A 13113-nucleotide genomic window follows, 5' to 3' on the forward strand; every position below is an offset into this window, starting at 1 on the left:
TGTACAACCAAAAGTATTTTGATATGAAGAATCAAATAATTTTAACAACTTAATATATCTTTCCTTATTAAGTCCGGTTGCAGAACGCCATTGACGCTCATTTTTTAGATCATTTATCGATATTTTCATGTGCCAAATTTAAGACTATTTTTCCATTGCAACAAGTCTAATGTACTCATACTTGAAATTTTCTTTCAAAAAGAATATTAAGATTTCTTCCGAAAAACATATTAAGAATAGCGATCCTCCAAAGGAAACAGTAATATTCAATACAAATACCTTAAGAAATGATTTGAATATTTGGTTTGGATTAGCCTTATTATCTTCTTGGTAAGAACTTATTAGTGGAAAAATTGGATGAGCAACTTGTGCAGTTAATTGATTTAATTGTATACATATGTTAGTAAATACAGTGTATACAGTTAAAACTGATGGTCCTAAAAGGCTTGCGATAAGCATTTTATCACCATGTGTAAAAATAGATGATCCAATACTTCCACCCCAAATTCTCAAATTGTATTTGACAAACGTCTTGAAATTTGATATTTCAAAACTCCAATTGAAATTTTGTAAAATATTCAAAAATTTTAATAAAATTATTATGGTTATTATTGTAATTATTATACTTGCTATAATAAAATATGGCAGATAAGTAAGTTTGAAATATGCAAGAATAATAAATGACGCATTTATTGTTACAATTTGTACTGTCTGAAAAACATTTAATAATTCATACCTTTGTTTTGATTGTAAAATTGACCAATACAAGTTTTGAATAATTCTTAGAGCAATTAGTATAGAACCTAATTCTAATACTATTGACAACTCCAATTCATATCTTTGAGCTGATGATGGTAATAGGTTTATTAATAAAAATGAAAAAGAGAGAATTGTCAGAATTACAAATAAAATTGAGACAAGTAAAAGAACTATGCTGTTTGTTAATGTTTGATTTTTTAACTCAGTTGAATGTTCATTTTTGGATAAAAAATATATGAGTCCTGAACTCAATCCCGCCTCTGAAAGTTGAAATATACTAATTATAGTTGTCGACCAAGTCCATAACCCGTATAATTCAGTTCCAAGTAGCGAGATTAAAATTGGTATACTTATTATAGTTGTTGCCATCCTTATTATCTGACCAACTAAATTCGATACTCCTTTTTTAAGCATTAAATTTGATTTCTAATTTTTTTAATTGTTATTTATAGATTTAGGCCTCTGAAAAAAAATATCATATTACATTCTAAATGAGATATTCAGAATGTAATATGATATTAAATTTTTTAATTTTGTCTTTATGGGTTGTTACCTCTCTTTTCTAGATCAATTATACGATTCTTCAATTCTTTGTTTTCGTCTTTTATTTCAAGTAAATATAAAGTCAATTCTTCGATCTTTCTAAGTAAGAGAGCATCTGTTCTGTGCAAGTCGTTTCCTTGTTTTACCATTTCTTTTGCACTAGGGACATCTGGTAGATGTTTATTTTCTTCTATATAATTTTTCACTTCATTTAAATCCATCAATTTGTAATTAGTATTGAATACATAATCTGACCATTCCGAAGTGTTCTTTACAGCTACTTTTACTTTTTCAGTTAATAAGCCATCAGATACGACCAATTTATAACCTTTTGGAATTCTCTCTAATTTATCACCGATAACGACACTTCCACTATTTAGATTTTGTAAATTATTATCTGCGTCTATTCTCCAATTGTTATCTATTGGAGATGCAGATTCCCGAGCACTTGAAGTATTAGATTTTAGTATATTACCATTCGAATCTACAAATAATGGATATACAGTGCCGCTTACATTTGGAAGATTTTCAAATCTTACTCCTGTTGAGGTTGTTCCACCTAAGGTCACGTGCAATCGTGAAGTTGGCGCATTATTTCCTATTCCAATATTTGTTGCTGATGTTCCTAATATCATAGCATTGCTTATTGTTACCGTTGAATTGGTTCCAATAGCAATTGAATTGGATAATGTGGCAGCATTTATTCCAGACGGTTTTGAATTGTATCCAATGAAAATATTTTCACCTCCTGATATAAGTCCTTGTCCACTATTTGCACCTAATAATATGTTATCATTACCTGTTTGACTGTTTCTGCCAGAATTATACCCAAGAAATAGATTTCTTACTCCGGTTGTATTGTCATATCCTGAGCTCACGCCACAAAAAAAGTTTAAGCTAGCTGTTGTATTCGAAGCTCCTGCATTGGGTCCAATGAACGTGTTTAATGAACCAGTTGTATTTGAGGAACCAGCTCCACTACCTATAAATGTATTTGATTGTCCTGTCGTATTTAACTTTCCGGAATTTACACCGGCGAAAAAATTATTTGTTCCTGAGGTAGTTTTTTGTCCTGCATATGTACCTAAAAATACATTGAAATTTGCGGTAGTATTACTTTCTCCTGCATATGATCCTATGAATACATTATATGCACCGCTAGACAAAACACTTCCCGCATAATTACCTATGATAGTATTTGCGGTTCCAGGAGCTCTTAAAAATGGTAAATTATTTATCCTAATAGCATTCGCACTTGGAATATTAATATCCCCATTGACATGCAGTCTTTGGAGCGGCGTGTTTGTGCCAAGCCCTACGTTACCGGTATTGAAAAAGATATTTGCGGCATTGTTGGTCCATTGACTTGGGGTGCCTCCTTCATCAGGAGCGAGAAAGAGGAGTCCGTTGGCATCAACGGTTAGCACCTTGCCGTTCGCGGCTTGTGTTGGCGTGCTGCTGTTGAGGTTTGAAAGCCTTACGCCTTGATTCCCGATGACCAAAGGCTGCCCGGCGGGGGTAGTGATTTGATTTTGCGCTACTGCACCAAAGGAAACAGCGAGCAGCAACAGGAGGAATGTAAAGTTCGATTTCATAGAAAAAGTAGTTGGAGTTCGGCAAAAATAGTTAAAATACTCAACTAATATAGGGAGGCTACTGCTTTTAAAAAAATGATTGTTATCGAACGGTCACTTAGCCATTTTCCTATGAAAGCCTTTTTTGAATAGGAGTATTTCATCCGAATTTATGATGAATTTTTTCCTTAACAAACAAAAGTACAATTAAAACCAAAAATCCGCCAAGAATGGCAAAACCGAGGGCATAGAGGCTTCGTTTGGGCTTACTCTTCCAGTTGGGTATCATCGGTGGTTCGAGTACCTTTAGCACGGGGGCTTCTTCCAGGGCCTGCAGGCGGGCGGCTTCCAGCTGTCGGGTCAACTCACCGTAGAGGGTTTGCGCCTGCAGGTAATCGTTTTGCAGGCGTTGCTCTTCTACCTGTGCCATGTTGGTGAAGGCGCTGCGGTTGCGGTCGCGGTAGGCATTCAACGCCACTTCGGTACGTTGGTATTTCCCCTTTGCTTCATTGACCTGCGTGCGCAGAAAGGCAACTTTTTCGGCCTTTTTCCCTCCCCGGTACTCGCCCACAAAGGTTTTGAGGTAACTAAGCGTGTAGGTGGCACAGGCCGCAGCGAGCGTTGGGTCCGGCATTTCGGCCCGAATGCTGATGACGCCGGACATTTTATCCATGCTTGCGGTGATGCGGGCGGCCACATCCTTCATGACGCGTTCCTGTTCTTTGCTAAGCGTAATGAGTGTATCTCCCTGCGCGAGTTGCTGCGGGCTCAGGGGTTGCGCTTCTTCGTCGAGGTAGCTAGCCAACACGATCTTTTCGCCATTTTGCAGCGGGAAAGGAGTAGATAGCACCTGCATCAGGAATGTTTTGCTGCTGAGAATACTCGGGTAGAGGTCGGGACGCAGGGCATCAGAACTGCTTTTACCCAGGGAAAAACCGGCAAGGCTTGCCAGGTCGCTTAGCCCCCCGGCACCAGTACCGGAACCGAATTCGGGCAGTATTTTGGCGGTCGCTTCAAATTGGGGAGCTATGAGATGTGATATTCCGTAGCCTGCTGCCCCGGAAAGCAACCCGGCGAAGAACAGGATCAGCCAATTTCGTTTGAAAAAGCCAAAAATATCGGACAAACTAACTTCGATGACTTCCGAAGAAGGGGGAGAAGGAGTTTCATTCATGAGGTTCATAATGGTTAAAACAACCGGATAATGGTGAGAGCGAGGGTTCCCAGGAGTGATAAGATAGCCACCCGTTCGGCGGGTGTAGTTTCGCGCCCCGACTTATCAATTTTGATTGGGACATTAATAGTTGTACCGGGCGTAATTTTGGGGCGGCTGATGAAAAATAGCGCGCGTTTGGTGCGGTCGAGCCGGCCGTTGGCATAGGCCACAAATGCTTTGTGCTTTCGGGCATTATCCGTATAGCCGCCGGCTTGCGAAATGTAGTCGTTAAAACTAAACTTTGGATCGTAGTTTACGATGGAAGGGTTGAGTACTTCCCCGAGTATGCGAACGGTTTCAATCTTTCGTGGAATGATGATCGAGTCACCTTCCTGCAACAAAATATTGGCGGGAGAGGAAATATCACGCAGGAGCGAAACCATGTCTAAGCCCACTAGCTGACGGGTCACGGGCGGTTCGGTAGGTGTTGCTTCTATATCTTCGTCTTTCCTATCGTTTTCGGTCGGCTGTTGCTGGAGTTCAAGTTGCTTGCGGGTCATTTCTTCCAGCGTGCGGGTGTTTTTCTGTTCATCTTTGGTAAGTTGTCGGGTCAGACGGGCGCCAGCGAGGTAGGCATTGGCTTTAAGGCCACCGGCCCGTTCGATTATATCGGAAATACGCTCCGTATTGTTTAGGATTGCGTAACGTCCGGGGTAGTTCACTTCACCGGAAATCACGATGGTTTTTTGGGTATCATAGCGCGGAGATTTCCGCACAAAGACGAGGTCGAAGGGTTGTAGCCGAAACCTACGGTCCTTGGGCTGCAGCTGCAGGTTTTCCTCAATATCGAAAGAAAAAATACGGGTGGTTTGGGAAGGTGCAAGATCCGTAGAGTCGTCCCTGACGCGCCGGGCTACCTCGATGCGGTCGGGCGTACCGCCTTCGGCATAGCCTCCGGACAGATAAATGAGGTCGGAGACGGTCATGCCTTCCGAATAGGCGTAGGTTCCGGGTTTATTTACCGAACCCTGAATGCTGATATTTTGAGTTGCCTGCAACTGCTGAACCGACTTAATGACTAAAATATCTTCCCGTTTGAGGGGAATATCCTCAATTTCGCCGCGCATCAGTTGTCCGAGGTCGAAGGAAACCGTTTGCGGACTTAGGTATTCATTTTTACGCTGAATGATGGCGCGGTTCAGGAAGGCATCTTCCCGCAGGCCTTCGGCTTTCAGGATAAGTTCTTTAACGGTGGAGGATCCGGCTTCGATGGCATACAGACCGGGGCGAAACACGGGGCCTTCGATGGTAACGAGGTTTTCGTAGCGATCCAACAGCGGATCTACCTGATAGAGGTCGCCGTCTTTGAGTTGAAAGGATTCGGCGGCGTCGCTGCCAATCATCCCGATGCGTAATTCTTTTCCGGTATTTCGGCGGTAGCGAACGGAGGCTGTATAGGCATTGCTGCCAAAGCCGCCGGCGTAGCGCATGAGATCCTGAAAGGTATCGCCGGGCCGGGCTTCAAAGAGACCTTCGTGCTTGACCTCGCCGATGAGTTCTACCCGTGCCTGATACGGATGAACCATGATGATGTCCTGATCCTGCAGGGTGATATTGTCTTTCAGCTCGGCATTGACGATAAACGAGTAGAGATCAATTTTGGCGACTACGTTATTGCCCCGAATGACTTCAATCTTACGGAAAGAGCCGTTTTCGGAGGGGCCACCTGAGAGGTACAGGGCGTTAAAAGCCGTGGCAAGCGAAGAAACGGTGTACGAACCGGGCCGCTTGACCTCGCCCGTAACAACTACCCGAATGCTACGGACGTCGCCCAAAGATATGGTTGCATAGGTGCCGCTGCCGGGACGATTGAGGGAAGAAAAAGCCTGCCGCAGGCGGGTCACGATCCGCTCGGATGCCTGCTCAATTGTGAGGCCGTTGACGTACACGGGCGCAAGGTTCAGCATCTTGACCGTTCCTTCGGGGCTGACATTCAGCTGGAAATTTTCTACTGCATTGCCATAAATATCCACAATGAGCTGATCGTCGGGGCCCAGGACGTAGTTTTTGGGCGTAGCCATGCGTAGGTTTGGCTCAAAGGTCAGGGAAGTATTTCTGAAAAAATTGGCCCCGAAAATTCTTTTTTCAATGTCTGAAAGTTCCACAGGAGGCTCCGAAGCCTGCGGGTCGTCGTTGAGCGACGTTCCGACCTGCTCGCGGGTATTGGAAGTGGTATCACGCTTCATGCCGGAGGTAGCGTTTGGGTTTTTCTGAGCTTCCATCAGGGCCGTACGCAGTTTGGCAATATCACTCAGCGTGTAGCCCTGAGCCATCGCGGCCTGCTCGATTTGCATGTCAGTCATGCCACTTGCTTTGGCTTGCTTATAGTAGGAAAGCAGCTGCGCCGGGGACACCTGTGCCGGACTGCCAATCCGCGACTGAGCGTGGGTTGGCAGGTTGAGTAAAAGCAGGCTAAGAGCAAGCAGGCAGAGGAAACGAGGCAATAGAAAACGATTAGTAGTCATAATTGGGATATATCTCCACGGCGATGGGATAGATGTAACGGCCTTATCAATAACTAAAAAATTCAGACGGATGGTATAAAACATACTTTTCAAGTTCGTAAACGGTCGGTTCAATTTAGGAGAGTGCGACCTGAATACTCAGTTCTTTCATTTGCTGCGGGGCAATGGGCGAGGGGGAGTCGATCATGACATCCCGGCCGGAATTATTTTTAGGAAACGCGATAAAATCCCGGATGGAATCGACTCCACCAAACAGCGAACACAGGCGGTCAAATCCAAAGGCAATGCCCGCATGCGGAGGCGCACCAAATTCAAAGGCATTCAGCAAAAAGCCAAACTGCGCCTGTGCTTCTTCGGGGCTGAACCCGAGCAGGGCAAACATCTTTTGCTGCAGCTCTTTCTGGAAAATCCGAACGGAACCGCCGCCAACCTCCACGCCGTTGATCACGAGGTCGTAGGCATTGGCGCGCACCTTGCCGGGCGCCGTATCAAGCAGGGCGATGTCTTCCGGTTTGGGGCTGGTAAATGGATGGTGCATGGCGTACCACCGGCCGGTAGAAGGATCGGTTTCGTCTTCTCCGTATTCTAAAAGTGGAAAATCGAGTACCCATAGGACCCGGTAGTTATCGGGTTTTCTGTATCCGAGGCGTGTGCCCATTTCGAGGCGCAGCTCGTTGAGTTGCTTACGGGCTTTGTCGGTTTCGCCGGGCAAAATCAGCATCAGGTCTCCGGGTTTGGCGCCGAAGGCATCGGCCCACTGTCTGAGCGTGGCTTCGTCGTAGAATTTATCTACCGAAGATTTCAGGCTGCCGTCTTCGTTGTAGCGAACATATATTAACCCTTTGGCACCGATTTGCGGCCGCTTGATCCACTCGGTCAGTTCATCGAGCTGCTTGCGGGTATAGACCGCACAGCCGGGCGCACAAATACCCGCGACAAGCTCGGCAGAATCAAAGACGACAAAATCTTTCCCGGAAGTGAGGTCCCGGTCTTCGCCTTTAAGTTCGACGAATTCCATACCAAACCGAATATCGGGTTTGTCTGACCCAAAGCGTTTCATGGCTTCTGCGTAGGTGATGCGGGGTACTTCGGGCAGTTCCAGGTTTTTGACTTTCAGAAACAGGTGCCGAATCAGCCCTTCAAAGGTATTAAGGATGTCTTCCTGCGTTACGAAAGACATTTCACAGTCAATTTGGGTAAATTCCGGTTGGCGGTCGGCGCGGAGGTCTTCATCCCGGAAGCACTTCACGATTTGGTAGTAGCGATCAAAGCCGGACACCATCAGGAGTTGCTTGAAGGTTTGGGGCGATTGGGGCAGCGCATAAAACTCACCGGGGTTCATGCGGCTGGGAACTACAAAATCGCGGGCACCTTCGGGCGTAGATTTGATCAGAACGGGAGTTTCTACTTCTATAAACCGGAGGTCGTCGAGGTAATTGCGGGTATGCCGGGCTACCTGATGGCGCAGTTCAAGATTTTTGCGTACCGGCGACCGCCGCAGATCGAGGTAGCGATATTTCATGCGGAGATCGTCGCCGCCATCCGTTTCATCTTCAATCAGAAAAGGAGGCAGTTTGGCAGGATTCAGGATGACGAGTTCGGTTACCCGTACTTCAATGGCTCCGGTATCTATTTTATCATTTTTGGAAAAACGCTCAATTACTTCTCCTTTGGCCGAAATGACAAACTCCCGGCTCAGCGTGCGGGCGGTTTCGAGGAGTTCACGAGTGGAGGAGCTATCGTCAAAAAGTAGTTGCGTCAGGCCGTAGCGGTCTCTTAGATCAATCCAAAGCATACCTCCTTTATCACGTACTTTTTGTACCCATCCACAAAGGGTAACTTCTTGATTTACATGATCTAAGCGCAGCTCGCCACAGGTATGAGTTCGTAACATAAAATGGAATTAATTCAATATTGTAGGTTGTAGTTTGTAAGTTACGGGCCAAAAGTACGTATTTTTGACAAATCTATCGTTCCGAACATTCTATGAAATCATGTAGGAAATTTTCCCTAATCGCAATTCTTGCCTTTATCTTTTATTGCTGCGGAGAGAAAAACCCCTTAAAACCCGGAGCCGGAGGCGGGCGATCTGATTCTTTTGCCACTGTTCCTCAGCGATTTCCGATCACTCCCGGACAAATAGACGAAGCCTCCGGACTTACCGATAGCCGAACCATCAACGGGTATTTGTGGACACATCAGGATGCAGGAAGTGTAACTAAATTGTATTTGATTAAACATGACGGCACAGACATTCGCAGCTATATCCCCACAGGAATAACCAACCGGGATTGGGAAGATATTGCCGTGGGAGCGGGCCCAACGGAGGGTGTAAGCTATTTGTACGTGGGTGATATTGGAAACAACGATTCTAATCCGGGCGTCACGTCGCAGTTCATTTACCGCATGCCCGAATTGACTTCGCTCGACGGGCAGTTCAATGCTGCGTCCATTGACCGGATAACGTACCAATATCCCGACAGTCCGCGTGATGCGGAAACGTTGCTATTCGATCCGTTGACAAAAGACCTGTTTATAGTTTCCAAAGAACTTACTCAGACAAACTTATACCGTTTGCCCTATCCGCAGGCAATTGAAGGAGTGATGCGTGCGGAGTTGATAGGACGAATTCCTACGGTACTTTTAGCTACGGGTGGAGATATTTCGGCGGACGGAAAAGAAATTATTGTTCGGACGTATTCTGCGATTTACTATTGGAAACGGCCTGAGGGTCAGTCAATAGGCGAGGTACTGACCAAAAATCCGGATAAGATGCTTCCCTATGAGCTCGAACCGCAGGGAGAGGCTGTATGCTTTGATAAAGAAATGAATGGCTATTTTACTATTAGTGAGCGGCGTAACGCACCGAGTGTAACGCTGAATTATTATAAGCGGCAGTAGCGGTTGATTTTTTTTGAATGCTATTGTGCCGACGTTGCTGTTTTCCCTACAGCCGTCAGGCTGACTACGGAAGCCCTTTTTGTAAGAAGTAGTTTACTTCTGTTGCAAAGTCGTTTGTTAGATTTTTATTTTAAGTTCAAGTCGTCCACCAAAACCTAGCTCTATGATTTTTTGAAGTGTCGAAATACGAGCTTCTTTTAAATTGTTCTCAATTTTAGAAATATAGGATTTAGTTGTCCCAACTTTTTCAGCAAGTTCTTCTTGTGTCATTCCCATTTCTATGCGAGTGTCGTGAATCAATGCACCAATTTTGAATGCTTCATAACCTGCTTCAAGTTCGTCACGTTCCTTTGTTCCAGGTTTGCCGTAGTTCTTTTCTTTGAACTCTTCCAATGTCATTAAGTTCTTATTTTTCGCTTTCATATTCTGCCTTTATTTTAAGGGCCATTTCAATTTCTTTCTTTGGTGTTTTTTGTGTTTTCTTCTGAAAACTGTTTGCTAGAACCACCAATTTTCCCTGGTCAAAAAAACAGAAAATTCTAAAAATGTCGCTTCCTGCTTTAATTCGGATTTCATAAAGCCCATCCGTATTTTCAAGGTGTTTAAGATAGGATTCTGGAACTCTTTGCAAGTCTTCAATCAAGTCAAAAGTCCAAACAATTTTTGCCTTAACCTTTTTGTTTTGTCTTTCGAAAAATTCTTGAAAGTAGTTTTTGTAAAATACTATCGTTCTATGTTTCTGATTTTTGTCCACGAAGCAAAGATAGAAAAGTTGCCTTAAAGTGAAACATGAAATTTGGATTTTTGTGCCGTCGTTGGTGTTCTCACCAACGACATTACAAGTACGTTTTTGGTGTAGCTGACAAACCACCAACAATGGCAGGAAACCATCAAATCAGATGATTTTTGTAGGCAAATGCTACGGCGGCGGCGGTGTTTTTGGTGCCGGTTTTTTCGAGAATACGCAGGCGGTGCCCTTCTACGGTGCGGCTGCTGATAAAAAGTTTGTCGCTGATTTCGGAGGTAGACAAGCCGTCGCACAAAAGTTGAAGCACTTCCTGCTCGCGATTGGATAGCCCGACATTGGCGGCGTTTGGGAAAAACGGCTGTTTGTTTGGGGAGCGGTTGACCATTTTTCGATGCATCGCTCTTGACACAAAATCACTGTAATAAAACCCTTCTTCGGCTACCCTTCGGATTGCTTTTTCCACTTCGTCGGGCGAGGTATCTTTGAGCAGATAGCCCTGCACTCCTTTTTCCAGCATGTGAATCACAAAGCGGTCTTCGTCGTACATAGACACGACGATAACCTTGATCTGCGGGTATTTTTCGAGGATAATTTCGGTAGCCTGCATGCCGTCCATGACGGGCATCTGCAAGTCCATTAAAATAATGTCGGGCGAATTAAGGGCAATTTTTTCGATCAATTCCTGCCCATTGGCGGCTTCCAGCACAAACTCAAAATCGGGAATGACACTAAGCATCGAAATAAAACCTTTTCGAAAGAGTTCATGATCGTCGGCAATGGCAAGTTTCAGGGTTTTCATGTCAGAACGGGGCAAGAGTCCAGGAATTGGCGGCAATATACGTACTTATTGGCAGATAGGACAATGACGCTGTTAGGTTCCGGTGACGCCTGCGGGAGTTTTTCTGAACGGATGCAGTGGCTCGGGTTTGGTATTGCGCTCAGGACCGACCGGAATCTGCACGCGGGCCCGGGATCCCCGAATGCCGGGAGTCTGATAGTTGACATTTCCATTAATGACACTCAGTCGACTTTCGATGTTGCGCAGGCCAAGGCCGGCCTGATCGCTCATTTTTATTTCCTGAGCATCAAATCCTTTGCCATTGTCGGTCACTTGCAGTTCCAGTTTTCCCCGGTCGAGGTGCAGGTCAATTTCGATTTCGTTGCAGTTGGAGTGCTTGATGGCGTTGTTGACCAGCTCCTGCATGATGCGGTAAAGCGCCAGCTCTACCTTGGGCGATTGCCGGGGAATGTTGTCGGCATCGCAATGGAAATGAACGGTCAGCGCGAGATTATCGCCCAGGCGATGAATAAATTCGTCGATTGCTGCCACGAGGCCAAACTGTTCGAGGGTAGTAGGGACCAGGTCGCGCGTGATGCGGCGCACGTGAATGATCGTTTCTTCGACAAGCGACTGCGCTTTATTAAGAGTGAATTCGGTACGGGTTTCTTCTTTGTGAACAATTTTGTGCAGCTGATTGAGGCTTAACTTTGTGAGAGAGAGCATTGTACCAATATCATCATGAAGATCCTGAGCGATTCGTCTGCGTTCGGCTTCCTCAGAATTGAGGGCCGTTTCAAGGAGCATCCGCTGATAGGTTTTTTCTACATCCCGTAATTTTTTCTCCTGTTCGAGTTGCCGCTTCTGATAGTAAATGACAAAGGCAATCACAAAGATTGCCATCATCAGCATGGCTAATGTAGCTATGAAAACCGCCCAGCGTATTTGTTCAGGATTCAATGTTGTCATAGTGCGATTTTGTAAGCCAAATACCGATTGAAAACAAAAACAGGGAGATGATTTCTACGGCATAGGGGATTTCCTCAATAAAACCCAACTGTAAGTCATTTTCCCATCTGTTCATGTAGTACCAAAATGGAAAATAGAAGATATTGCCCGAATAAAAAATCAATAACCCGGCACAAACCCAAAAAAACGGGTAGCTAATAATGTTTGTAACATTCAGAGTCTTTATGATTTCATAAAAATAAAGCAACACCCACAGGATAACCAGTATACTTTCTACAACCTGCGCATACTTACCTACCATATGATTGTGCAAATCGGCGAGGTTTGCATTGCTTGTGTAGGTATCCAGCAGCGTAAATGGCACGAAGCCGATCATCGTATACTGAATAACTTTTTTTAACCGGATTGATTTAAAATTATAGAAAAACATTCCGGCAAAAAGCAGGTACCGTACGGGTACAAACAGGTTTACCAGCGGAATGTTATTGGTTCGGTAAGCGGCAAGGTGAAACATCCCCAGGCCAATCACCAGATCCAGACACAGGAATATGAGTAATAGTTTAAAGGCTTTGTCGAGGGATGAATACCGATATAGGGATAATGCCAGAGGGACTGCAATAAAAAATACGGCAACACTCGCCAAAAAATAACGCTCAATAAAGGTTAAGTAAGCCATTGGCTTTCAGTAATTAAGGGTTACAGCTGTGCGGACAAACGGGGCCCCCGGTCAGTGCGTCGCCCCGGTCTTCGGGCATGTCTTTGAGCCCTATTCGTGTGCTTGTAAGATCCTTGCCATCTTCATTCACAGCAACTACGACTATATGATCGCTGAATTCTGTATCTTCTGAAACGCCAAAATAAAATCGCAGCCCTACACATCCTTCCTTTTGCATGAGTTTGGCAAGTTGCTTATTGCCAAAAAACTGAGCTTCGGTGTAAGTTTTGGGTTTACTACCTTCTTTCTTCTTTTTTTCGTGGAAGCGGTTGATAATTGTAGTGGCCTCCTTAGCACTGATTAATTTTCCTTCCTCGCCGGTAAATTTTTTCAGATTCATGTTGTGTGTACAATTTAGGGTTTATTTAAAATTTTATCTGGAAGAGTTTAATCTTCGATTGAAGTTACAAGCATTAGTGTCCAAAGGCAAGGAGGTGGTAAAATC

General features: G+C 44.7%; 12 protein-coding genes. 1 reads left to right on the forward strand and 11 read right to left on the reverse strand.

Annotated features, from left to right (window positions below; all coding sequences use genetic code 11):
• Positions 1-144 precede the first annotated feature (144 nt).
• From EZE20_RS02580 to aspS, 5 genes are all read right to left on the reverse strand, one after another.
• Entirely contained in the window at positions 145-1173 is a 1029-nt protein-coding gene (locus EZE20_RS02580; protein ID WP_132114203.1) for an oligosaccharide flippase family protein, read from the reverse strand.
• Positions 1174-1298: 125 nt separating this feature from the next.
• Entirely contained in the window at positions 1299-2897 is a 1599-nt protein-coding gene (locus EZE20_RS02585) for an autotransporter outer membrane beta-barrel domain-containing protein (RefSeq protein WP_132114205.1), read from the reverse strand.
• Between the two features lie 139 nt (positions 2898-3036).
• Entirely contained in the window at positions 3037-4050 is a 1014-nt protein-coding gene (locus tag EZE20_RS02590) for a GumC domain-containing protein (protein WP_165933395.1), read from the reverse strand.
• Between the two features lie 14 nt (positions 4051-4064).
• On the reverse strand, positions 4065-6641 hold the full coding sequence (locus EZE20_RS02595) for an SLBB domain-containing protein (protein WP_132114209.1): 2577 nt from the start codon (positions 6639-6641) through the stop codon (positions 4065-4067).
• A gap of 31 nt (positions 6642-6672) precedes the next feature.
• Positions 6673-8451, reverse strand: coding sequence for an aspartate--tRNA ligase (gene aspS, locus EZE20_RS02600; RefSeq protein ID WP_132114211.1), 1779 nt, complete (start codon positions 8449-8451; stop codon positions 6673-6675).
• Between the two features lie 92 nt (positions 8452-8543).
• On the opposite strand from aspS, the gene EZE20_RS02605 reads away from it, so the two are divergent.
• Entirely contained in the window at positions 8544-9458 is a 915-nt protein-coding gene (locus tag EZE20_RS02605; protein WP_132114213.1) for a PE-PGRS family protein, read from the forward strand.
• Between the two features lie 117 nt (positions 9459-9575).
• Here the strand turns inward: EZE20_RS02605 and EZE20_RS02610 are convergent, their stop codons facing one another.
• The 6 genes from EZE20_RS02610 to EZE20_RS02635 form a co-directional block, all read right to left on the reverse strand.
• The gene (locus EZE20_RS02610; RefSeq protein WP_132114215.1) at positions 9576-9881 is read right to left on the reverse strand and encodes a helix-turn-helix domain-containing protein; all 306 of its coding nucleotides are present in this window, start codon (positions 9879-9881) and stop codon (positions 9576-9578) included.
• The gene (locus EZE20_RS02615; protein WP_132114217.1) at positions 9865-10212 is read right to left on the reverse strand and encodes a type II toxin-antitoxin system RelE/ParE family toxin; all 348 of its coding nucleotides are present in this window, start codon (positions 10210-10212) and stop codon (positions 9865-9867) included. The genes EZE20_RS02610 and EZE20_RS02615 overlap by 17 nt, the downstream gene beginning before the upstream one ends.
• A 136-nt stretch (positions 10213-10348) precedes the next feature.
• Positions 10349-11005 (reverse strand): response regulator transcription factor, encoded by a 657-nt coding sequence (locus EZE20_RS02620; RefSeq protein WP_132114219.1) that lies wholly within the window; start codon positions 11003-11005, stop codon positions 10349-10351.
• Between the two features lie 72 nt (positions 11006-11077).
• Positions 11078-11953, reverse strand: a complete 876-nt coding sequence (locus EZE20_RS02625; protein ID WP_228713505.1) for a sensor histidine kinase — start codon at positions 11951-11953, stop codon at positions 11078-11080.
• Positions 11934-12629, reverse strand: a complete 696-nt coding sequence (locus EZE20_RS02630; RefSeq protein ID WP_132114221.1) for a hypothetical protein — start codon at positions 12627-12629, stop codon at positions 11934-11936. The genes EZE20_RS02625 and EZE20_RS02630 overlap by 20 nt, the downstream gene beginning before the upstream one ends.
• Before the next feature lie 13 nt (positions 12630-12642).
• Positions 12643-13008 carry a hypothetical protein gene (locus EZE20_RS02635; protein WP_132114223.1) on the reverse strand — a complete coding sequence of 122 codons (366 nt, stop codon included), beginning with the start codon at positions 13006-13008 and terminating at the stop codon, positions 12643-12645.
• Positions 13009-13113 lie beyond the last annotated feature (105 nt).

The sequence above is a fragment of the Arundinibacter roseus genome, from assembly GCF_004348825.1.
Lineage (GTDB): Bacteria > Bacteroidota > Bacteroidia > Cytophagales > Spirosomataceae > Arundinibacter > Arundinibacter roseus.

What these genes read in the sequence shown, in the direction of transcription:
- EZE20_RS02580 (WP_132114203.1), bottom strand. Translation starts at nt 1,173, where the DNA reads ATGCTTAAAAAAGGAGTATCGAATTTAGTTGGTCAGATAATAAGGATG.
- EZE20_RS02585 (WP_132114205.1), bottom strand. Translation starts at nt 2,897, where the DNA reads ATGAAATCGAACTTTACATTCCTCCTGTTGCTGCTCGCTGTTTCCTTT.
- EZE20_RS02590 (WP_165933395.1), bottom strand. Translation starts at nt 4,050, where the DNA reads ATGAATGAAACTCCTTCTCCCCCTTCTTCGGAAGTCATCGAAGTTAGT.
- EZE20_RS02595 (WP_132114209.1), bottom strand. Translation starts at nt 6,641, where the DNA reads ATGTTTTATACCATCCGTCTGAATTTTTTAGTTATTGATAAGGCCGTT.
- aspS (WP_132114211.1), bottom strand. Translation starts at nt 8,451, where the DNA reads ATGTTACGAACTCATACCTGTGGCGAGCTGCGCTTAGATCATGTAAAT.
- EZE20_RS02605 (WP_132114213.1), top strand. Translation starts at nt 8,544, where the DNA reads ATGAAATCATGTAGGAAATTTTCCCTAATCGCAATTCTTGCCTTTATC.
- EZE20_RS02610 (WP_132114215.1), bottom strand. Translation starts at nt 9,881, where the DNA reads ATGAAAGCGAAAAATAAGAACTTAATGACATTGGAAGAGTTCAAAGAA.
- EZE20_RS02620 (WP_132114219.1), bottom strand. Translation starts at nt 11,005, where the DNA reads ATGAAAACCCTGAAACTTGCCATTGCCGACGATCATGAACTCTTTCGA.
- EZE20_RS02625 (WP_228713505.1), bottom strand. Translation starts at nt 11,953, where the DNA reads ATGACAACATTGAATCCTGAACAAATACGCTGGGCGGTTTTCATAGCT.
- EZE20_RS02630 (WP_132114221.1), bottom strand. Translation starts at nt 12,629, where the DNA reads ATGGCTTACTTAACCTTTATTGAGCGTTATTTTTTGGCGAGTGTTGCC.
- EZE20_RS02635 (WP_132114223.1), bottom strand. Translation starts at nt 13,008, where the DNA reads ATGAATCTGAAAAAATTTACCGGCGAGGAAGGAAAATTAATCAGTGCT.